The sequence below is a fragment of the Phycicoccus sp. DTK01 genome (genome assembly GCF_017312765.1).
GTDB classification, from domain to species: Bacteria; Actinomycetota; Actinomycetes; order Actinomycetales; family Dermatophilaceae; genus Phycicoccus; species Phycicoccus jejuensis.
In genome coordinates this window covers 20,742-43,089 of record NZ_BOPU01000001.1, presented here as the reverse complement: position 1 = coordinate 43,089, position 22,348 = coordinate 20,742, and the positions used below count along the sequence as shown (strand labels likewise).

20 protein-coding genes and 1 riboswitch are annotated in these 22,348 nt (G+C 75.8%); of the genes, 7 read left to right on the top strand and 13 right to left on the bottom strand.

The window, feature by feature from the left end:
* Positions 1 to 4 precede the first annotated feature (4 nt).
* The 5 genes from J3473_RS00210 to J3473_RS00190 all read right to left on the bottom strand — a co-directional run bounded on the left by J3473_RS00210 (position 5) and on the right by J3473_RS00190 (position 5,460).
* On the bottom strand, positions 5 to 2,383 hold the full coding sequence (locus tag J3473_RS00210) for a ComEC/Rec2 family competence protein (RefSeq protein ID WP_207021421.1): 2,379 nt from the start codon (positions 2,381 to 2,383) through the stop codon (positions 5 to 7).
* A complete protein-coding gene (locus J3473_RS00205) occupies positions 2,380 to 3,258 on the bottom strand; it encodes a ComEA family DNA-binding protein (protein WP_207021420.1) in 879 nt (292 codons plus the stop codon). The genes J3473_RS00210 and J3473_RS00205 overlap by 4 nt, the downstream gene beginning before the upstream one ends.
* A gap of 111 nt (positions 3,259 to 3,369) precedes the next feature.
* On the bottom strand, positions 3,370 to 3,987 hold the full coding sequence (locus J3473_RS00200) for a glycerol-3-phosphate acyltransferase (RefSeq protein ID WP_207021419.1): 618 nt from the start codon (positions 3,985 to 3,987) through the stop codon (positions 3,370 to 3,372).
* The gene (locus tag J3473_RS00195) at positions 3,987 to 4,847 is read right to left on the bottom strand and encodes a DegV family protein (RefSeq protein ID WP_030528083.1); all 861 of its coding nucleotides are present in this window, start codon (positions 4,845 to 4,847) and stop codon (positions 3,987 to 3,989) included. The genes J3473_RS00200 and J3473_RS00195 overlap by 1 nt, the downstream gene beginning before the upstream one ends.
* Before the next feature lie 10 nt (positions 4,848 to 4,857).
* Positions 4,858 to 5,460 carry a hypothetical protein gene (locus J3473_RS00190; RefSeq protein WP_207021418.1) on the bottom strand — a complete coding sequence of 201 codons (603 nt, stop codon included), beginning with the start codon at positions 5,458 to 5,460 and terminating at the stop codon, positions 4,858 to 4,860.
* A 35-nt stretch (positions 5,461 to 5,495) separates the two neighbouring features.
* Between J3473_RS00190 and J3473_RS00185 the strand changes: the two genes are divergently transcribed.
* Positions 5,496 to 6,197, top strand: coding sequence for a response regulator transcription factor (locus J3473_RS00185; RefSeq protein ID WP_207021417.1), 702 nt, complete (start codon positions 5,496 to 5,498; stop codon positions 6,195 to 6,197).
* A complete protein-coding gene (locus J3473_RS00180; protein WP_207021416.1) occupies positions 6,197 to 7,489 on the top strand; it encodes a HAMP domain-containing sensor histidine kinase in 1,293 nt (430 codons plus the stop codon). The genes J3473_RS00185 and J3473_RS00180 overlap by 1 nt, the downstream gene beginning before the upstream one ends.
* 34 nt (positions 7,490 to 7,523) lie before the next feature.
* Here the strand turns inward: J3473_RS00180 and J3473_RS00175 are convergent, their stop codons facing one another.
* Positions 7,524 to 7,976: a hypothetical protein gene (locus J3473_RS00175; RefSeq protein ID WP_207021415.1), complete on the bottom strand. Its 453-nt coding sequence runs from the start codon at positions 7,974 to 7,976 to the stop codon at positions 7,524 to 7,526.
* A gap of 251 nt (positions 7,977 to 8,227) precedes the next feature.
* Here J3473_RS00175 and J3473_RS00170 point away from each other — a divergent pair, with 251 nt between their 5' ends.
* The 5 genes from J3473_RS00170 to J3473_RS00150 are packed head-to-tail and all read left to right on the top strand — an operon-like array spanning position 8,228 to position 11,787.
* Positions 8,228 to 8,743: a hypothetical protein gene (locus J3473_RS00170; protein ID WP_207021414.1), complete on the top strand. Its 516-nt coding sequence runs from the start codon at positions 8,228 to 8,230 to the stop codon at positions 8,741 to 8,743.
* Positions 8,740 to 9,711, top strand: coding sequence for an FAD:protein FMN transferase (locus J3473_RS00165; protein ID WP_207021413.1), 972 nt, complete (start codon positions 8,740 to 8,742; stop codon positions 9,709 to 9,711). The genes J3473_RS00170 and J3473_RS00165 overlap by 4 nt, the downstream gene beginning before the upstream one ends.
* Positions 9,708 to 10,313, top strand: a complete 606-nt coding sequence (locus J3473_RS00160) for a ferric reductase-like transmembrane domain-containing protein (protein WP_207021412.1) — start codon at positions 9,708 to 9,710, stop codon at positions 10,311 to 10,313. The genes J3473_RS00165 and J3473_RS00160 overlap by 4 nt, the downstream gene beginning before the upstream one ends.
* Entirely contained in the window at positions 10,310 to 11,572 is a 1,263-nt protein-coding gene (locus J3473_RS00155; RefSeq protein WP_207021411.1) for an NADH-ubiquinone oxidoreductase-F iron-sulfur binding region domain-containing protein, read from the top strand. Before J3473_RS00160 ends, J3473_RS00155 begins: the two co-directional genes overlap by 4 nt.
* Positions 11,569 to 11,787, top strand: a complete 219-nt coding sequence (locus J3473_RS00150; RefSeq protein WP_207021410.1) for a ferredoxin — start codon at positions 11,569 to 11,571, stop codon at positions 11,785 to 11,787. The genes J3473_RS00155 and J3473_RS00150 overlap by 4 nt, the downstream gene beginning before the upstream one ends.
* A 19-nt stretch (positions 11,788 to 11,806) precedes the next feature.
* Here J3473_RS00150 and J3473_RS00145 read toward each other — a convergent pair whose 3' ends face one another.
* From J3473_RS00145 to leuS, 7 genes are all read right to left on the bottom strand, one after another.
* A complete protein-coding gene (locus J3473_RS00145; protein ID WP_207021409.1) occupies positions 11,807 to 13,165 on the bottom strand; it encodes an aminotransferase class V-fold PLP-dependent enzyme in 1,359 nt (452 codons plus the stop codon).
* A gap of 40 nt (positions 13,166 to 13,205) precedes the next feature.
* Positions 13,206 to 13,319, bottom strand: a riboswitch (SAM riboswitch).
* A gap of 83 nt (positions 13,320 to 13,402) precedes the next feature.
* Positions 13,403 to 15,061: an amidohydrolase gene (locus J3473_RS00140; protein ID WP_207021408.1), complete on the bottom strand. Its 1,659-nt coding sequence runs from the start codon at positions 15,059 to 15,061 to the stop codon at positions 13,403 to 13,405.
* On the bottom strand, positions 15,058 to 15,951 hold the full coding sequence (locus tag J3473_RS00135) for an ABC transporter permease (protein WP_207021407.1): 894 nt from the start codon (positions 15,949 to 15,951) through the stop codon (positions 15,058 to 15,060). Before J3473_RS00135 ends, J3473_RS00140 begins: the two co-directional genes overlap by 4 nt.
* Positions 15,948 to 16,883 carry an ABC transporter permease gene (locus tag J3473_RS00130; RefSeq protein WP_242525591.1) on the bottom strand — a complete coding sequence of 312 codons (936 nt, stop codon included), beginning with the start codon at positions 16,881 to 16,883 and terminating at the stop codon, positions 15,948 to 15,950. Before J3473_RS00130 ends, J3473_RS00135 begins: the two co-directional genes overlap by 4 nt.
* The gene (locus J3473_RS00125) at positions 16,876 to 18,099 is read right to left on the bottom strand and encodes a spermidine/putrescine ABC transporter substrate-binding protein (protein ID WP_207021406.1); all 1,224 of its coding nucleotides are present in this window, start codon (positions 18,097 to 18,099) and stop codon (positions 16,876 to 16,878) included. Before J3473_RS00125 ends, J3473_RS00130 begins: the two co-directional genes overlap by 8 nt.
* Positions 18,100 to 18,122: 23 nt before the next feature.
* Positions 18,123 to 19,286 (bottom strand): ABC transporter ATP-binding protein, encoded by a 1,164-nt coding sequence (locus tag J3473_RS00120; protein WP_207021405.1) that lies wholly within the window; start codon positions 19,284 to 19,286, stop codon positions 18,123 to 18,125.
* A 152-nt stretch (positions 19,287 to 19,438) separates the two neighbouring features.
* On the bottom strand, positions 19,439 to 22,342 hold the full coding sequence (gene leuS, locus J3473_RS00115; RefSeq protein ID WP_207021943.1) for a leucine--tRNA ligase: 2,904 nt from the start codon (positions 22,340 to 22,342) through the stop codon (positions 19,439 to 19,441).
* Positions 22,343 to 22,348: the final 6 nt, after the last annotated feature.

The window sequence follows — 22,348 nt, the reverse complement described above, 5'->3', positions numbered from 1 at the left end:
CCGCTCAGCGCGCGGTGACGACCCGCAGGCCGCCGCGGCGCTCGACGAGGGCGACGTCGCCGCGCTGGTCGGTGCGGTAGACGGCCGAGCCGAGCCGACGCAGCAGCGCGAGGTGCGCCGGCGCCGGGTGCCCGTAGTCGTTGTCGGCGCCGACGCTGACGACCGCGAGGGGCGCGCGCACGGCGGCCATCAGCCCCTCGTCGAGGTTGGACGAGCCGTGGTGCGGCGTCTTGACGAGCTCGAACCCCCGGGCGGCCGCCGCCATCGCCGGGTCGCGGCGCAGGCGCAGGAGGAGGTCGTGCGCCGCCTCGCGCTCGACGTCGCCGAGGAGCAGCGTGTCGACGTCCCCGGTGCGGGCCGCGAGGACGACGCTGCCGTTGTTGGGGACCGACCCCTCGGCGATGCGGCGCCACGGGCTCCAGACGACGGCGTCGACCTCCCCGAGCCGGACCCGGTCGCCGGCGTGGAGGACGCCGACCGGGATGCCCGCCGCGGCCGCCGTGCGCCGGACGGTCGCGGCGGCCGGCGCGGGCTCGGCGACCGGGCCGACGAGCACCTGCCGCACGGTGCGGCCACGCAGGGCGCCGGCCAGGCCGTCGACGTGGTCGGCGTGGAAGTGCGTGAGGACGACCGCGTCGAGGGTCGTGACGTCGAGCCGGTCGAGGCAGCCGTCGACGAGGGCGGGGTCGGGCCCGACGTCGACGAGCACTCCGCGTCCCGGACCGCTGCGCAGGACGACCGCGTCGCCCTGCCCGACGTCGCAGACGACGACCCGCCAGCCCTCGGGCGGCCACGTGACGAGCCGGGTCGGCAGGAAGGAGGCCAGGGCGAGGAGCGCCACGCCGAGCACGGCCACCGGCCGGCGCGCGACGCCCGCGACGAGGGCGCGACCCGTGAGGACGACGACGAGGAGCAGACCGGCCAGCAGCAGGGCGCCGGGCGGCCCGTCCGGCCAGGGCAGCGTGCCACCCGGCACCTCGGCGGCCGCCCGCGCGACGCGCGCGATGCCGGTCGTGGGCACCACCCCGACCCACGCGACGAGCTCGGCGCCGCGCCCCCAGACGAGCGAGACGAGGGAGGCGACCACCCCCGCGACGGTGGCGGGCGGGACGAGCGGCGCCGCGAGGAGGTTCGCGAGCACACCGACGACGCTCACCGACCCCTGGAGCAGCACGACGACCGGGGCCGTCATCACCTGCGCGGCGACGGGCACGGCGAGCGCCGGGCCGAGCGGCGTGAGCCGACGAGGCAGCCGGCGCCCGACGGCCTCGCCCCACGGCCGGGTGAAGAGGAGCAGCCCGAGCGTCGCGAGGGTCGAGAGGACGAAGCCGTACGAGCGCGCGAGCCACGGGTCGAGGACGAGGACGACGACGACCGCGCCGGCGAGCACCGGCAGCCCGGCCGAGCGCCGCGACCGGCTGAGCCCGAGCAGCCCGATCGCGCCCATCGCGGCCGCGCGCACGACGCTCGGCTCGGGGCGGGCGAGGACGACGAACCCCGCGAGGGCCAGCCCCGCGAGCACCGGCCTCAGGGGCCGCGGCACGCCGACGACGGCGCACAGGCCGAGGACGAGCCCGGTGACGACGGCGACGTTGCTGCCGGAGACGGCCGTCAGGTGCGTCATCCCCGTGGCCCGCATCGCCTCGGTGAGGTCCGGCGGGGTGCGGCTCGTGTCGCCGATGACGAGGCCGGGCAGCAGCCCCCGCGCGTCGGCCGGGGCGTCGTCGACGGCGTGGCGCAGGCCGGTGCGCAGCCGCTCGGCGCCCCGCGCGACCGCCCCCGGCGGCGCGAGCGACACCGGCCGCCCGGAGACCGCGAGCGTGGCGACCCGGTCGTCGGCCGGCTCCATCGGCCCGAGCCGTCCGCGGACCCGGACGGTCTCGTGCCACCGCGGCGCCAGCAGCACCTCGCCCCCGACGAGGAGGACGGGCGCCGACGTCGCGACGGTCCGCCCGCGACCGGTCAACCGCTGCACGGTGCCGGCGCGGACGAAGCGCGCCGACCCGTCACGCGCGGCCACGCGGATCGCCTCGCCGGTGACGAGCACGTCGGCGGTCACGACCGCGCGCCCGGTCGCGAGCTCGCGCACACCGCCCTGCTCGCGCGCGACCGTCGCCGCCACGGCCGACACCTGCAGCAGGGTGACGAGGACGACGGCGAGCGTGACCGGCCACCGCCACACCGCGGCACGCCCGTCCGGCCGGCGAACGGCCAACACCCACCCGTGGAGGGCCAGGCAGGCCGCCATCCCGACGCCGACGACGACCTGCCGTGCGCCCCAGCCGAGCCCGAGCGTCGCGGCGGCCACCGCCCACGCGACGAGGGCCGGGCCGAGCAGCCGCAGGTCCCCCACGTCGGCGGTGGGCGCCCCGGGCTGCGTCACGGCACGACCAGCGGCCGCAGCTGCTCGAGCAGCTTCTCGCCGATGCCGCTCACCTCCGCGAGCTCGTCGACGCTCGAGAACCGGCCGTGCGCGGTGCGCCAGTCGACGATCCGCTGGGCGAGGACCGGCCCGATGCCCGGCAGCCCGTCGAGCGTGCCGGCGTCGGCCGTGCTCAGCGACACCGGCGCGGCCGGAGCGCCAGCCGCACCCCCGCTCGCACCCCCGCCCGGCGACGCAGGTGGTGCGACCGGGGCCTCTCCCTCCGCCGGCACCCGCACCTGCTCGCCGTCGACGAGCACGCGCGCGAGGTTGACGGCCGAGAGGTCGGCCCCACCCGTCGCGCCCCCGGCGGCGTCGACCGCGTCGGCCACCCGGGAACCGGCCGGCAGGGACCGCACCCCCGGGCGGCGGACGCGGCCGACGACGTGCACGACGACCTCGCCGGACGGCGACGGCGACACGGACGACGACGACGAAGGAGACGCCAGGGACGACGTCGGCACCCCGACATCGACGGCTCCCGCCGTCACCCCGACCGGGCCGGCCCGCGCCCCGCCCCCGGGCGCGACGACGTCGCCGTCCGACCCCGCGCTCGCGACGCGCAGCCCGAGGACGACCGCGGCGAGCAGCGCGAGGACGACGACCCCGAGCACGGCCGAGCGCCCCGGCTGCCACCGCGCCCCCTGCAGCGTGGTCGGCAGCCGCACGCGTCGCCGGTCCTCGACCCCGTCGTCGGTGTCGTCGAGGACGCCCCCGTCGTCGGCCTCCGACGTCGCGGGCGGCACCTCCGGCACCCACCCCGCCGACCGCGAGCGCGAGCGCAGCCACGCGCTCGCCCGGGGCGAGAGGGCGTCGGGGTCGGGTCGTTGGCGCATCCCCCGACGCTAGGCAGCCCACGCTCCCGCGGCACCGGGCCGCCGGCGATCTGTGGACGACGGGCCGCGACCGACCCGCCTGTGGACGACCTCCCGCCGAGGAGACGGACGTCAGCCGCTCCGGCGCCCCCGGACCCGCCCCCACGCCGCGCGCATGTTGCGCCGGTGCCGGGCGAGGACGAGCACCGACACGAGCAGCAGCCAGATCCCCTCGTCGCGCGCCAGCCCGACCACCCCCGTCGACGCGAGCCCGGCGGCGGCGACCGCCCCGAGCACCGCGAGGAAGCCGGTGGCGACGACCGAGGCCTCCCCCACCCGGCGCAGCGCGGCCAGCGCGAGCGCGAACACGACCACCCCCGCGAACGCCACCCACGGCGCCACCGCGAGGAGCCCCCCGAGCGCGCAGGCGACGCCCTTGCCGCCACGCCCCCCGAGGAACGGGCTGTAGACGTGCCCGAGGACGACGCCGCCGGCGACGACGAGGGCCGGCAGCGTGCCGGCCCACGGCAGGACGAGCAGCGTCGGGACGAAGGCCTTGAGGACGTCGAGGACGAGCACGAGCGCGCCCCACCGCCGGCCGAGCACCCGCCCCGCGTTCGTCGCCCCGGGGTTGCCCGACCCGGCGTGCCGCAGGTCGGCCCCGAGCGCCCGCGCCACGACGGTCGCGACGTTGGCCGAGCCGACGAGGAACCCGAGCGCCGCGAGCGCGGCGAGGGCGAGGACGGTCATCAGGACACGCGCGGCACGACGGCGACCGCGAGCGTGCCCGGGCCGACGTGCGCGCCGACGACGGCGCCGAGCTCGACGACTCGCACGCCCGCGTCGGGCATCCGGCCGCGCAGCCGGCCCGCGAGGCTCTCGGCGCGCTCGGCGGAGTCGAGGTGGTGCACGGCGAGGTCGACGCCGGGCGCTCCGGCCGCCACGGCGGCCTCGGCCGCCTCGACCGCGATCTCCTCGAGCCGGGCGATGGCGCGGCTCGAGGTGCGCACCCGCTCGAGCGGCACGATCTGGCCGTCGCGCAGGCCGAGGATCGGCTTGATCGACAGCGCGGACCCCACGAGCGCCCCCGCCCGCCCGATCCGGCCCCCGCGCCGGAGGTACTCCAGGGTGTCGACGTAGAAGACGACCGTGGCGCCCTCGCACGTGCGCCGCACGGTCTCGGCCACCTCGTCGAGAGAGGCGCCGCCGACGGCCGCCCGCGCGCCGGCGAGCACCGCCTCGCCCATCGCCATCCCGAGGGCGCGGGAGTCGACGACGCGCACCGGCACCGGGGCGGTGCCGGCCGCGAGGCCGGCACCGGCGACGGTGCTCGACAGCTCCCCGGACAGGTGCACCGACACGATGCCGTCCGCGCCGTCGCGGGCCGACGCCTCGTAGGCCTCCGCGAACGCCGCCGGCGCCGGGCGCGAGGTCGACACGGGCGTGAAGGAGTGCAGCGCCGCGGCGACCTCGTCGGAGCCGACGTCGACGCCCTCGCGGTGCTCGTGCCCGCCGATGACGACGTGGAGCGGCACGACACGCACCGGCAGCCCCTCGAGGTCGCCCGGCGAGAGGTAGGCGGTGGAGTCGGTGACGATCGCGGTGGTCACCCTGCGCAGGCTAGTGGGAACGCCGGGTGGGGGCACCGTCGACGCAGACGACCGACAGCTCGACCTCGTCGTCGTCGTCTCCCTCGGTCCCGCCGGGCTCGCCCTCGGAGCCCTCGCCCCCGGCCCGCGCGAAGTGCACCTCGAGGCGGCCCCGCTCCACCTGGTCCTCGAAGCGCCAGCCGTCGCGCGCGGTGATGGACTCGCGGCGGATCGTCGACCCCGTGCAGGAGGCGACGACGGTCCCGCCGATCGTCGAGAAGGACGCCGTGCGGGTCCGGGGCGCCGGCGGCTGCGGCGGGCGGGTGGTGGTGCGCGTCGGCCCCGAGGTGCGGGTCGGCGCCGACGACGACGGGGTCCCCGACGGCTCCTGCGTCGGCTCCGGCTCATCGGACCCGTCCGGGGTCGGTGTCCCGGATCCGGCTGTGCGCGTGGGCCGGTCGGAGCGCGAGGCCGACGGCTCGGGGACGCTGGACGCGACGGTGCGCAGCGCCGACGCCTGCCCCACCTCGTCGCCCGCGCGCGACACGACGGCGAACGTCGCTCCCCCGACGACGAGGACGACGAGCAGCCAGCCGGTGACCATCGCCACCAGCTGGCGTCGTGTGGTGCCCACGCGCGTCACCCCGTCCCTGCTCTACCGTGCACACTGTGGCACACGTGCTGGTCATCGAGGACGACCCCTCGATCCGCTCCTCGCTCGTCCGGTCGCTCGGCGACCGGGGGCACGCGGTGTCCAGCGCCCGCGCCGGCCTCGACGGCCTCCAGCAGGCCCTCGCCGACGACCCCGACGTCGTCCTGCTCGACCTCGGCCTGCCCGACCTCGACGGCCACAGCCTCCTGACGATGCTGCGCGCCGTGCGGCAGACGCCGGTCATCGTCGTCACCGCGCGCGACGACGACCCGTCGGTCGTGCGCGCCCTCGACGCCGGCGCCGACGACTACGTCGTCAAGCCCTTCGGGATGGACCAGCTCGAGGCGCGGATGCGAGCGGTCCTGCGGCGCACCGGGTCCGACGCCGGCGAGGCCGTCCTCGAGGTCGGCGAGCTGACGATCGACCCCGCCTCGCGCGAGGTCGTCCTGCGCGGCGAGCAGCTCGAGCTGTCGCGCCGGGAGTTCGACCTGCTGCACTACCTCGCCCAGCACGCCGGCGAGGTCGTCAGCAAGCGCGACGTCCTCGCGGACGTCTGGAACCAGCCGTACGGCGGCGGCGAGCGCACGGTCGACGTGCACCTGTCGTGGCTGCGGCGCAAGCTCGGCGAGAGCGCGGCTCATCCCGGGTACCTGCACAGCGTCCGCGGGGTGGGCATCCGGCTCGCGGCCCCGGCGGACGCCTCGCCCGACGAGGGCTGATGACTCGCCGCATCGCGTGGCTCGTCGCCGCCACGACGTCGGCCGTGGTCGTCGCGTTCGTCGTGCCGCTGTGCTTCCTCGTGGCCAACATCGCCTCGGACCGTGCGACGACCCGCGCCCGCGAGCAGGCGCAGAGCGTGGCCCGCCTCGTCGCGACCCTCGCGGACCCGGCGACGTTGCAGCGCACCGTCGCCGACGTCTCGGCGCAGGGACCGCGGGTGGTCGTCGTCGAGCCGGACGGCGGGCTCGTCGGCGAGGACTCGCTCGCCGCGGGCACGAGCGTGGCGTCGGTCGAGCGCGCGCGGCAGCAGAAGGCGGCCTTCACCGTCGCCCGTGAGGGCGGCCTCGACGCGCTCGCCCCGGTGGCGACCGACGGGGGGCTCGACGTGGTCGTCGCCAGCGTCACCGACGACGAGCTGCGCGCCGGCGTGCCGGAGGCGTGGCTGGCGATCGGGGTGCTGGGCGTCGCGCTCGTGGGGATCTCCGTCGCGGCGGCCTGGAACCTCGGCCGGCGCGTCAGCGTGCCCGTCGTCGAGGTGGCCGAGGTCGCGCACCGGCTGCGCGAGGGCGACACGAGCGCCCGCGCCGTGCCCGGCGGTCCGCCCGAGACGGCCGAGCTGGGCCGGGCGCTCAACGCGCTGGCCGACCGCATCGACGACCTCGTCGGGGCCGAGCGCGAGGTCGTCGCCGATCTCGGTCACCGCCTGCGCACCCCCGTGACGGCGCTGCGGCTCGACACCGACCTCGTGACCGACCCCGAGGTCGCCGACCGGCTGCGCGTGCACGTCGAGCACCTCCAGCGCAGCATCGACGATGTCGTGCGCGAGGCCCGCCGCTCGGTGAGCGCCGAGCTCGACCCACGGACGGACGCCGCCCCCGTCGTCGCGGCCCGCGTGGCCTTCTGGGAGCCGCTCGCCGAGGACCAGGGGCGCCGGCTCGAGCTGGTCGCCGGCCGGGTGGACGCAGCGGTGGCGATGGCCGACGGTGACCTCGCCGAGCTCGTCGACACGTTGCTGGACAACGTCTTCGCGCACACCCCGGAGGGCGCCGACGTCCGGGTGTCGGTGGCCCGGCAGGGCGCCGACCGGGTCGTCGTCGGGGTCGAGGACGCCGGGCCGGGCATGCCGCTGCCGTGGCGCGGCCGCGGGCACAGCGCGGGCGGCTCGACCGGTCTCGGCCTGGCGATCGTGCACCGGCTCGCCGAGCAGGCCGGAGGGGAGGTCGGGCTCGGTCGCTCCGACCTCGGCGGCCTGCACGTCACGGTGGCCCTGCCCACCGTCGAGCGCGGCTGACCCGCTCGTCCCTCCCGCCGGGAGGGACACCGGCTCAGTCGTCGTCGTGCTCGCCGCCGTGGTCCTCGTCGCCGTGGTCCTCGTGCTCGTCGCCGTGGTCCTCGCCCTCGTGCTCGTCGTCGCCGGCGGTGGGGCCGGTCGTCGGGGCGTGGGTCGCCGCGGGACGCTCCACCGGGCCGGTCGTCGGCGCGGTGGTCCGGGTCGTGGTGCGCTGCGAGACGGTGCGCGCGGGGGCGGCGGCCACGTTCGTCGCCGGCAGGGTGATCGTCGGGCCGGGCACGTGCGTGACGCAGGCGCCGTGCTCGAGCTTCGCGGGCTTGGCGCAGGCGGCGAGGTGGGTGACGGTCGGGGTGGGTACCGGCGGGTAGGAAGGGGCGACCTTGACGGTCGCGGCGACCTGGTCCGACGGCGCCGTCGCGGCGTACACGCCGACGGCCAGGAGGCCGCCGACGAGGGTGCCGGTCGCGATGGTGGTCGTGAGGGACACGAGGGACCTCCGGGGCAGGGGTGCGGAGTGCGGGCGCAGCAGGTGCTGCGGTGCCCATCGTCCCGCGACGCGGGTCAAGGCCGGGTCGTCCGTGGGATAAGAGCGGGTTAAGGGGGGATCCCGGGGATCGGCCGGACGGCCACATGACCCTCCCTTAACACCGGGATGACCCCGCCTTGCGCCGGGCTGCGGGATCGTGGATCCAGGCGGGACACCCTGCCCCCGCCCGACCCACACCCGAGGAGTCCCCGGTGAAACCCCTGCTCAGCCGAGGACAGCGCGACCGGTCGCGCGCCCTCCTCACCGTGGTCAGCGGTGCGCTCGCGACCGCCGCGGTCGCGGCGACCGGCGCCGCGACGGCGGCCGTGGCGCGCGAGACCGCGGCGGCCGACGCCGTCAAGGCCCAGCACAAGGCCGAGGCCGACGCCCAGGCGGCGAAGGAGTACCACGACCAGCTCGTCGCCTGGGCCAAGGACCACCCGGTCGTCGTCGAGAAGCAGCGCACGCACAAGAAGGTCGTCGGCAAGACGACGATCGTGCGTGCCGCGGCCTCGGGCAGCGCCCGGGTCGGCGGCGGCTGGAGCGCCCCCTCCGGCGGCGGCTCGTCTTCGTCCTCCGGCGGCTCCTCCTCCCGCGGCGTCTCGTCCTCGGGCGGCGGGTCTTCCTCGGGTGGTGGCGGCTCGTCGTCCGGCGGCGGCTCCTCCGCCCCCGCGCCCGCGCCGGCTCCCCCGCCCCCGCCGCCGCCCCCGCCGAGCACCGGGTCATGACCGCGGTGGAGGTGCCGGACGCCCTCCGCCTCCACCCCGAGCACGGGGCGGCCGCGTGGCGGGCCCTCGGCACGTACGTCGACGTCCGCACGACGCCCGGCGCGTTGGACGCCGTCGTCGAGCTCGTGGCCGGTGTGCTCGACGAGGTCGACGAGACCTGCAGCCGCTTCCGCGCCGACAGCGACCTCTCGCTGGCCAACGCGAGCCCCGGGCAGCCGGTGCTCGTCTCCCCCGTCCTCGCCGGCGCCGTGCGCGTCGCGCTCGAGGCCGCCCGAGAGACCGGGGGCCTCGTCGACCCCACCCTCGGCGAGGTCCTCACCGGGGCGGGCTACGACCGCACCTACGCCCTCGTGCCCGGTGACGACCCGAGCCCGGCCTCGCTGCCGACGCGCCCCGGCTCCTGGCACGACGTCCACGTCGACGACACGACCGTGACCGTGCCCCCGGGGGCGTCGCTCGACCTCGGCGCCACCGGCAAGTCCTGGGCGGCCGACCTCGCGGCGCTCACCGTCGTCGACGAGCTCGGGGTGCCCGTGCTCGTGAGCGTCGGCGGCGACGTCCGCGTGCACGCGCCGAGCCACCTTCCCCCGTCCACGCAGCCGGTTCGCCTGGGGCACAGCCTCGCCGACCTCGAGGCCGGCGGCGACGAGCTCGTCGTCCAGGTCGGGCCCGGTGGCCTCGCGACCTCCAGCGTCTCGGCACGGCGCTGGCGCCGCGGCGGCCGCCAGTGGCACCACATCGTCGACCCCCGCACCGGCGCGCCGGCCGGCGGCCCGTGGCGCACCGTCACCGCGCTCGGACCCACGGCCTGCGCCGCCAACACCGCCTCGACCGCCGCCGTCGTCCTCGGCGAGGACGCCCTGGCCTGGCTGACCGACCGCGCGGTCGCCGCCCGGCTCGTCGCCCACGACGGCTCCGTCACCACCACGCCCGCCTGGCGGGCCGCCCACCTGGAGGACCCCCGATGACCTCGCCGCTGCTCTGGTACCTCAACCGCGGCACCGGGATCGTGCTCGTCGTCGTCTTCACGCTGACCGTCGTCCTCGGCGTGCTCGCGACCGGCCGGTCGGTGTCGCGGTGGTGGCCGCGCTTCGTGACGCAGGGGCTGCACCGCGGCCTCGCCGCCGTCTCCGTCCTGCTGCTCCTCGCGCACGCGCTCGTCGCGGTCGTCGACGAGTTCGTCGACATCCGCTGGTGGCAGGCGGTCGTCCCGTTCGGCGCCACGTACGAGCCGCTCTGGCTCGGCCTCGGCACGCTCGCCCTCGACCTCACGGTCGTCGTCGTCGCCACCTCGCTGGCCCGCTCCCGCCTGCCCCACCGGCTCTGGTTCGTCCTGCACCTCACGACGTACGCGGCCTGGGTCGCCGGCGTCGTCCACGGCCTCGGCATCGGCACCGACGCCGACCTGGGGTGGTCGGTGGCCATCACCGCCGCCTGCGTCGCGGCCGTCGTGGTCGCCGCGCTCGGGCGCGTCGTCGCCGTCCTGCTCGCCCGGCGACGGAGCCGGGGCGAGCGCCGGGTCGCCCCCTCCCCCGTCCGCACCCTCACCGTCGACGGGGGCCGGCGATGACCATCCGGCCTCCGGCCCGCGTCCACGTCCGCCCCGGGCCCCTCCTGCTCTCCGGCGTCGACGACGGCCTCTCGCTGCGCGCCCACCGCGCGCGCTTCGGGGACCTGCCGCGCCTCGACCTCGACGCCGTCGTCGGGCTCGCCGAGTCGGGCTCGGTCCGGGGTCGCGGCGGCGCGGGCTTCCCGCTGGCGCGCAAGCTGCGCACGGTCGCGGACCGATCCGGCCTGCGCCCGTCGCGGCGCCCGGTCGTCGTCGTCAACGCGGCCGAGGGCGAGCCCGCGAGCGCCAAGGACGAGGCGCTGCTCGGCATCGCGCCACACCTCGTCCTCGACGGCGCCGAGCTCGCGGCCCGGGCGCTCGGCGCCCGCCGGGTGCACGTCGTGACCTCCGAGGACCGTCCCCTCATCGGCCGGTCCGTGCTCGACGCCATCGGCGAGCGCGGCGACTCGCGCGTCACGTGGACCACCCACATCGCCGAGGGACGCTTCGTCGCCGGCCAGGCGCGGGCCGTCCTCGAGCTGATGGCCGGCCGCCCCGGGCTGCCGGTCACCGCGTGGGCGCCCGAGGCCGTCGACGGTCACAAGGGCCGACCGACGCTGCTGTCCAACGCCGAGTCGTGGGCGCACCTCGCGGCCGCCGCGCTCGTCGGCCCGCGCCGCTACGCCGAGCTCGGCACCGCCGACGAGCCGGGCACGACGCTCCTCACCCTGACCCGTCCCGCCGACCACCGCGGGCGCATCGACGTCGCGACGGTCGTCGAGGTCGAGCACGGGGCCCGCGCGTGGCAGGTGCTCGACGCGGCCGCGCTCGCCGCGCCGCTGCTCGTCGGCGGCTTCCACGGCGCGTGGCTGCACCCCCGCGACCTGCCCTCCCTCACCTGGTCGCAGGCGCACCTGCGCTCGCTCGGGGCGAGCCTCGGCGCCGGCGCGGTCGTCTCGCTCGCCGACGGGTCGTGCCCGGTGGCGCGCACCGCGCAGTGGACGAGCTATCTCGCCGACGAGACCGCCGGCCGCTGCGGCCCCTGCCGCAACGGGCTGCCCGCCCTCGCCGAGGAGATGCGCGGGCTCGCCGAGGGCGCCGACACCCGGCGCCGGGTGCAGGAGCTGACCGGCCTCGTGACCGGGCGTGGGGCGTGCGCGCACCCGGACGGCACCTCGCGGCTCGTCCGCAGCCTCCTGACGACGCTCGCCGACCGCGTCGACGAGCACCTGCTCGGCGCGTGCGGCTGCACGGCCGACGTCCCGGTGAGGGTCGCATGAGCGCCCCGACGCCGGAGGCCGGCCACGAGCTGCGCGTCGACTGGCCCGACTGCCGCGCCCGCGGGCTGTGCGCCGAGCTGCTGCCCGAGCGGATCGCCCTCGACGAGTGGGGCTACCCGGTCGTCCTCGGGCCGGTCCCGGAGGACCAGCTGACGCTCGCCCGCGAGGCGGTCACGGCCTGCCCGCGGCGCGCGCTGCACCTCGTGCGCCGCTGAGCCGCACCCCGACCCGGGTTCACCAGGGCAGCGGCGCGTCGAGGTCGCGCGGGTCGTCGGCCGGCACCCAGCCCCGCCCCGGCTCCTCGACGTACTCGACGCCCGGCCCGTCCGTCGCGAGCGCGGCGACGGCGGCGAGCAGCCGCTCGACGTGCTCGTCGGTCGTCGCGAGGCCGGCGCTCGCGCGCACGGCGGTCACCGCGCCGTCACCGTCCCGGGCCAGGAGCGCGTCGACGAGCCGGTGCGCGCAGAACTTGCCCGCCCGCACCCCGATGCCGTGCTCGGCGGACAGCGCCGCCGCGACGAGGTGGCTGTCGAGGCCGTCGACGGTGAAGGCCGCCACCGGCACCCGCGGGTGGTCGGCTCCGAAGAGCGAGTGCACGCGCACGCCCGGGATGCCCGCCAGCCCCTCGAGCAGCCGGGCCCCGAGCCGCGCCTCGTGCGCCTCGACCGCCGCCCGGTGGGTGCGCAGCGCCGCGCACGCGGCCGCCAGCGCGACCGCCCCGAGGACGTTCGGGCTGCCGCCCTCGTGGCGCGCCGCGCCCGTCGCCCACGTGACGCCGTCCGCCGAGACCGCCGCGCTGGCCCCTCCACCAGCGAGGTGGGGCTCGGCGGCGTCGAGCCAGTCGGCCCGCCCGACGAGGGCGCCGGCGCCGTAGGGGGCGTGCAGCTTGTGCCCCGAGAACGCGACCCAGTCGACGTCGAGCGCGGTGAGGTCGACCGGCCGGTGCGCGACGAGCTGCGCGGCGTCGAGGAGCACCCGGGCACCGTGCCGGCGGGCGACGGTGACGACGCGCTCGACCGGCCACAGCTCACCGGTCACGTTGGACGCCCCGGTGACGACGACGAGCGGGGTCGGCCCGCCCGCGAGGCCGGCGAGCGTCGACACGAGGCGGCCGAGCGCCTCCTCCGGGGAGGCGGGCACCGGGAGCCGGTGCGTCGCGGCGGCCGGCCACGGCAGCAGCGAGGCGTGGTGCTCGGTGTCGAACACCACGACGGGCGTCCCCGGCGGCAGCGCACGGGCGAGGAGGTTGGTCGCCTCGGTCGTGGTCCGCACGAGGACGACGAGGTCGTCGGCGCGAGCCCCGACGAAGCGCGCGACCTCGTCGCGGGCGGCCTCGTAGTGGGCGCTGGTCACCCGCGAGAGCCATCCGGTGCCGCGGTGCACCGAGCTGTAGGTGCGGGTGGCGGTCGCGACCGCGCGGACCACCGACTCCAGCGCGGGGGTGGAGGCGGCGTGGTCGAGCTGCGCGTACTCGACGAGCGCCCCGGACACGACGGGCACGGGGTCGGGCGCGACGACGGCGGGGAGGGACCGGGTCAGCGGGGAGGGGCCGGCGTGGCCGGCGGCGACGAGGGCGGTGTGGTGCGTGGACATCGGGGCTCCTGAGGGCCTCGTGGACCCTCGGGACGCCCGGGATCCGCGCTTGCCGACGCCGCTGCGGCGCCGACCAGGTCGTCACCCGGGGCACCCCACCGCGGAGGAGGGTTGCCGGCCAGCGAGCCGGGGCTTGTCACTGGCACTCATGACCTACGCCGACGAGTGTGACGAACGCGCCCGCGACCCGTCATCCCGGGTCCACGACGTGGGACGGCCCCGCTGCTCCGGGTGGCCTCAGGCGTCGTCGGCGGCGTGCACGCGCCGGCCGTCGACGAAGGTCTGCAGCACCCGCGTGGCCCCGATCTCCTCGGGCGGCCCGGCGAACGGGTCGCGGTCGAGGACGACGAGGTCGGCGAGCGCGCCCTCCCGGATGCTGCCGGTCCCCTCGTGCCGGTTCACGAACGCGGAGCCGGCGGTGTACGCGGTGAGCGCGGTCGCGAGGTCGAGCCGCTGCTCGGGCAGGAACACCGGGTGCTCCGGCTCGCCTTCGCGGTGGGCCTCGGGGATCTGCCGGGTCACCGCGACGTGGATCGCGGCGAGCGGGTCGGCGGTCGAGACGGCCCAGTCGGAGCCCATCGCGAGCGTGGCCCCGGAGCGGTGCAGGTCGCCGAACGGGTACTGCCACGAGGTGCGCGGCTCGCCGAGGAAGGGGATGGTCAGCTCGACCATCTGCGCCTCGAGCGCGGCCCAGAAGGCCTGGAGGTTGGCGACGACGCCGAGCTCGCGGAAGCGGTGGACGTCGTCGGGGTGGATGACCTGGACGTGGGCGATGTGGTGGCGCGCGTCGCGGCGGCCGTTGGCGGCGATCGCTCCCTCGACGGCGTCGAGGCACTCGCGCACGGCGCGGTCGCCGATCGCGTGGAAGTGCAGCTGGAAGCCGGCGGCGTCGAGCTGCACCGCGGCCGGCAGCAACGTCTCGACGGCGACGAACGAGATGCCCGAGTTGTCGGTGTACCGGCCGTGGCCGTCGCAGTACGGGTCGAGCATCGCGGCGGTGAAGTTCTCGGGCACGCCGTCCTGCATGATCTTGACGCTGGTCGCGCGGAACCGGTTCGTGGACAGGGCGTCCCGCCGCTCGATGATGTCGGGCACCTGCTCCAGCCCGGTGTTGCGGTCCCACCAGAGCGCGCCGACGACGCGGCCGGTCAGCCGCCCGGACTCGTCGGCCGCCCGGTACGCCCGCGCCGGGTTCCCGCCGTCTCCGTAGTCGCCGATGATCGCGTCCTGCCAGGCCGTCACGCCGAGCGCGTGCAGGTGCGCCTGGGCGCGCAGCAGCCCCTCGAGCCGCTCGTCGTCGGTCGTCTCCGGGGCGATGCTGCCGACGAGGGCCATCGCGCCCTCGTGGAGCGTGCCGGTCGGGTGGCCGTCGGCGTCGCGCTCGATGCGCCCGTCGCGCGGGTCGGGGGTGTCGCGGTCGATGCCGGCCCGCCGCAGCGCCGCCGACGACACCCACGCGCCGTGCCCGTCGCGGTTGGGCAGGAAGGCCGGCCGGTGGCCGACGACCGCGTCGATGGCCGCCGCGGTCGGGGTGCCCCCGGGGAACGCGGCCATCGACCAGCCGGCGCCGAGCACCCACTCCTCGTCGGGGTGCTCGCGCACGTAGCGGGCGATCCGCTCGAGGTAGGCGTCGGCGCTCGAGAGCTCGGTGAGGTCGCAGCGCAGCATGTCGACGCCGGCCCACACCGGGTGCACGTGCGCGTCCTGGAAGCCGGGCAGGAGCATCCGGCCGCGCAGGTCGACGTGCTCGGTCCGCGAGGTCGCGAGGTCGAGCACCTCCTCGTGCCCGACGGCGACGACTCGCCCGTCGTCGACGGCGACGGCGGTCGGGCGCGAGCGCACCGCCCGCGACGTGAAGACCGGTCCGCCGGAGAAGACCATGTCGACCACGGTCATCCACCTCCCATGGTGCGTGCGATGTCGGTGGCCGAGTCGCCCGAGCGCCGGAGCACCCACGCGACGAGACCGAGGGCGAGCAGGGTGAGGACGAGCATCACCGTCGAGACGGCGGCGATCTCGGGGCGCAGGCCGGAGCGCAGCGCCGACAGGACGTAGACCGGCCACGGCGTCGTGCCGGAGACCTGGACGAACGCCGAGACGATCGTGTTGTCCAGGCTGAGCGTGAACGAGAGCAGGTAGCCCGCGAGGACGGCCGGCATCGCGAGCGGGACGGTGACCCGCCGGAAGGTCCGGCCCGGCGGCGCGTAGAGGTCGCCCGACGCCTCCTCGAGCGACTCGTCGAGCCCGACGAGCCGGGCCCGCACGATGTACGCGACGACCGCGGTCGAGAAGAGCGAGTGGCCGACGACGAGCCGGACGATGCCGCCGTCGAACACCGTGAGCCCGGCGTCCGACCCGAGGTAGACCAGCCACGGCAGGAGCGAGACGGCGTCGACGATCTCGGGCGTCACCGAGACGAGCAGGAGCAGGCCGATGAACCACCACGTCCACCGCCCGGGCCGGCGCGCGAGGGCCACCCCGGCCATCGTCCCGAGCAGCGTCGCCAGCAGCGAGGACAGCACGGCCACCTGGAGCGACACGACGACGGCGCCGCGGACGGCCGGCCGGTCGAGCAGGGCCCGGAAGGAGCCGAACCCGAAGTGGTCCCAGGCGATGAGGAGCCGGCCCTCGTTGAACGAGTAGACGACGACCACGACGATCGGCGCGAAGAGGAAGAGCAGGACGAGGACGCCGACGACGGTGAGGGCGCGGTCGGTCCACGAGCGCGGTCGGGGCGCGGGCGGTGGCGGGTCGTCGGGGCGTGCCTCGCGGACCTCGGTGCTCACGCGACCTCCTCCAGGACCAGACGGTGGCGCGCGCGCAGCGGCAGCCCGACGAGCCACACGAGCCCCGCGATGACGGCGACCGTCAGGGTGATGACGACGACGAGCACGACGGCCATCGCCGACCCGAGCGCCCAGTTCTGCGCGGTCTGGAACTGGCTGGCCACGAGCTGGCCGACCATGTTGCCCTTCGCGCCACCGAGCACGGTCGCCGTCACGTAGTCGCCCATGAGCGGGATGAAGACGAGGACGGTCCCGGCGACGATGCCGGGGCGCGCCAGCGGCAGCGTGACCCGGGTGAAGGTGCGCCAGCGGTTCGCGCCGAGGTCCTTGCTCGCCTCGCGCAGCGGCCCGCCGACCCGGTCGAACGCGACGAACAGCGGCAGGATCATCAGCGGCAGGTAGTTGTAGACGACGCCGATGAGCACCGCGCCGCGCGTGTAGAGGACGTCGAGCGGGCCGTCGGTGAGGTGCAGGCCCTGCAGGAGGCCGGAGAGCCAGCCCTGCGGCGCGAGGATGACCTGCCACCCGATCGTGCGGACGAGGAAGTTGGTCCAGTACGGGACCATGACGAGCGCGATGAGCAGCCCTCGGCGGTGCGGCGGCGCCTTGACGGCCATCCAGTAGGCGGCCGGCATCCCGACGACGAGGCAAAGGAGCGTCCCGGCCACGCCAACCCACAGCGTGTTCTGGAAGGTCGCGAAGAAGGTGGGCGACAACGCCTCCCGGTAGCGGTCGAGCGAGAGGACGTCGTTCGCGTGGGTGCCGAACAGGCCGGGCTTGTAGCCGAAGCTGAACCACACGACTGTGCCGATCGGCACGACGAAGAACAGCACGAGCCACAGGCCGGCCGGCAGGGCCAGGGCGAAGCGCGGGGCGCGCAGCCGCCGGGTCGTCGGGGTCGGCGGCGGAGCGGCGAGGGCGCCGTCAGGCACCGGCCGCCGCCTTGGCCTTGTTCCAGATGTCGACCGTGCGCTGCTGGGCGTCGTTGACCTCGCCGGTCTTCATGGTCGCGATCTGCTCGGGGGTGAAGAAGACCATGTCGAGCATGTCGAACCCGGCCTTCTTCGCGCTCTCCTCGATGTCCTTGGCGCCCGTGTGGTAGCCGATGTAGTCGACGTTCTTCAGCTGGTTCTCGGGGGTCAGCACGTAGTCGATGAACGCGTGCGCCGCCTCGGGGTGCGGGGCGCCGGCGGCGATCGCCCAGTTGTCCATCCACAGCTCGGTCGTCGGCGACCCGAGCACCCACTGCCACTTCTCGGGGTCCTTGCTGTTCTGGATGCCGATCCGCGCGTCGCCGTTCCAGCACTGCATGAGCCACTGCGTGCCCTGCGGGATGGCCTGCCCACCGGGGTAGGAGTCGAAGGCCGCGACGTGCGGGGCGAGGGTGTCGACGACGAACTTCTCGGCGGCGTCGATCTGCGCGGAGTCGGTGGTGTTCCAGTCGATCCCGTTGGCCCAGTAGTAGATCCCGGTGATCTCGGCGGGGTCGTCGAGCAGCGAGACCTTGCCGCTCGCCTCCTTGGTCGCGCAGTCGGCGAAGTCGGTCCAGGTCTTCAGCTCGCGGGTGATCTTCGTGCGGTCGTAGACGAACCCGGTGGTCCCCCACGCCTTGCAGATCGAGTAGTTGTTGGCGGGGTCCCATGCCTGGCCGAGAAACTGCGGGTCCATGTGCTGCAGGTTGGGCACGAGCTCCTTGTTGATCGGCGCGAGGAGCCCGTTCTGCACCATCTGCGGGATGAACGCGCCGGTCGGCACGACGATGTCGTAGCCGCCGGTCCCCTTGCCGGCGACGAGCTTCGAGATCAGCTCCTCGTTGGAGCCGAACGAGTCCGTCGTGATCGTCGGGCCCTTGTCCTTGGTGAACGCCTCGAGCACCTCGGGGGCGTCGTAGTCGCCCCACGAGTACATCGAGATCGAGGCCTCGAACGGCCCGCCGGTCGCGACCTGGCTCGGCGGTGCGGCGGTGGGCACGGACGTGGCGTTGCCCCCGCCGCCGGTGCCGCCCCCTCCCCCGCCGCACGCGGAGAGCAGGCCGGCTCCCCCGGCGGCCGCGAGGCCGAGCAGCCCGCGGCGGGTCAGCTCGCGCCGGATGCGGGGCACGGCGGAGGTGTGGGCGAGGATGCGCAGGGGCTGCTCGGGACGGCTCATCGGGGGTCTCCTCGTGGTCGGGCTCAGCCGGCGTGCCCGTCGGGCACGGAGGTCGGGGGCGGCGCCGAGTGCTCGCCGTCGTGCGGGAACAGGTGGACGTCGTCGGTCTCCCAGCGGCACCAGGCCGGGTCGCCGACGCCGAGACGGGGGGCCGCGGGGGTCGGCACACGCACGAGCAGGGTGTGCCCGCGGCCGGCGTCGACGAGGAACTGCCGGGTCTCGCCCTGGTGCGCGACGCCGATCACGGTGCCGCGCAACCGGTTCTCGCTCGTCCCGTCCGGCTCGCTGCCCAAGAGCCGGACGAGCTCGGGGCGGACGGCCACCCGCACGCGCTCCCCCGGCCGCACCGGTGCGCCACGGGTCGAGCGGACCGGGCCGAGGTCGGTCTCGACCGCGCCGGCGTCGGTGACCCGCCCGTCGAGGAAGTTCTGCTGCCCGACGAAGCCCGCGACGTACGCGGAGACGGGCGCGGAGTAGATGGCGTCGGCGTCGCCGAGCTGCTCGACGCGCCCCTCGCGCATGATGGCGATGCGGTCGCTCATCGACAGCGCCTCGCCCTGGTCGTGCGTGACGAAGACGAAGCTGATGCCGAGGCGCGACTGGAGCAGCTTGAGCTCGACCTGCATCTCCTCGCGCAGCTGGCGGTCGAGGGCGCCGAGCGGCTCGTCGAGGAGGAGGACGCTCGGCCGGTTGACCAGCGCCCGGGCGAGCGCGACGCGCTGCTGCTGCCCGCCGGAGAGCTGGGTCGGGCGGCGGTTGGCGTAGCCGCGCATCTGCACCATGTCGAGGGCCTCGGCGACCTGGCCGCGGATCTCGGCCTTGGGGGTGCGCTTCTGCTCGAGGCCGTAGGCGACGTTCTCGGCGACGGACATGTGCGGGAAGAGCGCGTAGGCCTGGAAGACGGTGTTGACCTGCCGGCGGTGCGGCGGCACGCCGAGGACGCTGCGCCCGTCGACGAGGATGTCGCCGGTGTCGGGGTGCTCGAAGCCGGCGATCATCCGCAGCGTCGTCGTCTTGCCGCAGCCGGAGGGCCCGAGCAGCGAGAGGAACTCGCCGCGGCGCACCGTGAGCGTCAGGTCGTCGACCGCGGCGACGTCACCGTAGAGCTTGCTGACCCGGGTCAGCACGACGGCGTCGTGCGCGTCCGCCGGGGCGGGGGGTGCTGCGGTGGTCGCCGGTGTCGTCACGTGTCGTCGCTCCTCGCGCGGGTTCCGGCGATTCAACCGGACCCGACGCCGGTTCGCAACGGTTGCGCGTGACGATCATGTTTCGATCCGTCGAACGACCGCCGCGGCGCCACGGAATCCGCAGCGCCGCGGCGGTCACCCGCCGACCGAGGTCAGGCGGGGACGACGTTGACGAGCTTCGGGGCGCGGACGATGACCGTGCGCACCCCGTTCTCGAGGCTCGCCTGCACCTTGGGGCTCGCGAGGGCGAGCTCGCGCAGGGCGTCCTCGGTGATGTCGCTCGGCACCTCGAGGCGGTCCTTGACCTTGCCGCGCACCTGGACGACGCAGGTCACCGTGTCGTCCACGAGCAGCGACGGGTCGGCGACCGGGAAGGGCTCGTGCGCCAGGGACCCGTCGTGCCCCAGCCGCATCCACAGCTCCTCGGCGAGGTGCGGGGCCATCGGGGCGACCATGAGCACGAGGGCCTCGGCGGCCGCGCGCGGCACACCGCCCTCGAGCTTGGTCAGGGCGTTGTTGAGCTCGGTCAGCCGCGCGATGGCCGTGTTGAAGCCGAGCGCCGCGTAGTCGGTGCGGACGGCGTCGATGGTCCGGTGCAGGACGCGGTTGGTCGCGTCGTCCGGCGCGGCGTCGGTGACGACGACCTCGCCGGTCTCCTCGTCGACGACGTTGCGCCACAGCCGCTGGAGGAAGCGCTGGCTGCCGACGACGGCCCGGGTGTCCCACGGCTTGCTCTGCTCGAGCGGGCCGAGGCCCATCTCGTAGAGCCGGAAGGTGTCGGCGCCGTACATCTCGTACATCTCGTCCGGGCTGACCATGTTCTTGAGCGACTTGCCGATCTTCCCGAACTCGCGGGTGACCGGCTCGCCGTTCCAGGTGAACGTGCCGTCGGGGCCCTCGACGACCTCCTTGGCCTCGACCGGCTGGTCGCGCGCGTCGCGGTACGCCGGCGCCTGGATGTAGCCCTGCGCGAAGTACGTGCGGAACGGCTCGCTCGAGCGCAGGTGGCCGAGGTCGTGGAGGACCTTGTGCCAGAAGCGGGCGTAGAGCAGGTGCAGGACCGCGTGCTCGACGCCGCCGACGTAGAGGTCGACACCGCCGGGGTCGCGCGTGCCGGCCGGGGCGCCCGCGACCGGGGTGTCGCGCGGGCCCATCCAGTAGTCCTCGTTGGCGGGGTCGACGAGCGCGTCGCCGTTGGCCGGGTCGAGGTAGCGCAGGTAGTACCAGCAGGAGCCGGCCCACTGCGGCATGACGTTGGTGTCGCGGCGGAAGCGTCGGGTGCCGCGGCCGTCGCCGAGGTCGAGCTCGACCTCGACCCACTCCGTGTCGCGCGCCAGCGGCGGCTCGGGCTCGCTGTCGGCGTCGTCCGGGTCGTAGACCTTCGGCGAGTAGTCCGGCACGTCCGGCAGCTCGACGGGCAGCTGGTCGGCGGGCACGCCGTACGCGATGCCGTCCTCGTCGAACAGCACGGGGAACGGCTCGCCCCAGTAGCGCTGGCGCGCGAAGAGCCAGTCGCGCAGCTTGTAGGTGACGGCGCCGCGGCCGTACCCCTTCTCCTCGAGCCAGGCGGTCATCCGCTCCTTGGCGTCGGCCACGCCGAGGCCGTCGAGGCTGATCTCGTCGTTGGCGGAGTTCGTCGCCGGGCCGTCGCCGGTGTAGGCGGTCGACTCGTCGTGGTCCGCCGGCGGCTGCACCGTCCGGACGATGGGCAGCTCGTAGGTGGTCGCGAAGTCCCAGTCGCGCTCGTCCTGCGCGGGCACGGCCATGATCGCGCCGGTGCCGTAGCCCATGAGGACGTAGTCGGCGACGAAGACCGGCACGCGGGCGCCGTTGACCGGGTTGGTCGCGTACCCGCCGGTGAAGACACCGGTCTTGGTCTTGCCCTCGGCCTGGCGCTCGAGGTCGGTCTTCGCACCGGCCTCGGCGCGGTAGGCGGCGACCGCCTCGGCCGGGGTCGCGTGCCCGCCGGTCCACGCGTCGCGGGTGCCCTCGGGCCAGCCGCCGGCGGGGACGAGGGTGTCGACGAGGGGGTGCTCGGGGGCGAGCACCATGAAGGTCGCGCCGAAGAGGGTGTCGGGGCGGGTCGTGAACACCTCGATGCCCTGCGCGTCCGGGGCTGTCTCGACCGGGAACGTCACGTGGGCGCCCTGGCTGCGGCCGATCCAGTTGCGCTGCATCGTCTTGACCTTCTCGGGCCACTCGACGCCGTCGAGGTCGTCCGCGAGCCGGTCGGCGTACTCGGTGATCCGCATGACCCACTGGCGCAGCTGGCGCTTGAAGACCGGGAAGTTGCCGCGGTCGGAGCGGCCCTCGTTCGTGACCTCCTCGTTGGCCAGCACCGTGCCGAGGCCGGGGCACCAGTTGACGGTGGCCTCGACCGACTGCACGAGGCGCTGGGCGTCCAGCAGCGCGGCACGCTCGGTGTGCGAGAGGTCGTCCCACCCGCGGCCGTCGTCGGCGGGCAGCGGGCGGGTGCCGTCGCGGTACTCGGCGACGAGCTCGTCGATGGGGCGGGCGCGGCCGGTGCCGCCGTCCTCGCGGGGTGCGTCGTGGTCGTACCAGGAGTTGAAGATCTGCAGGAAGATCCACTGCGTCCAGCGGTAGTAGTCCGGGTCGATCGTCCGGATGGCGCGGCGGTCGTCGTGGCCGAGGCCGAGGCGGCGCAGCTGGCGCGCCATGATGGCGATGTTCTCCTCGGTGGTCTTGCGGGGGTGCTGCCCCGTCTGGACCGCGTACTGCTCGGCGGGCAGGCCGAAGGCGTCGTAGCCGAGGCAGTGCAGGACGTTCTTCCCGAGCATCCGGTGGTAGCGCGCGAAGACGTCGGTGGCGATGTAGCCCAGCGGGTGGCCGACGTGCAGGCCGGCGCCGCTCGGGTAGGGGAACATGTCGAGGACGAGGAGGTGGCCGCCCTCGTACCCGGCGACGGCGTCGGGCTCGGCCCACGGGCCGGCGGGGTTGGGGGCGTGGAAGGTGCCACGCTCGGCCCAGCGGTCCTGCCAGGCGACCTCGATGCGGCCGGCCAGCTCGGCGGTGTAGCGGTGCGGGGTGTCGCTCATCTCGTC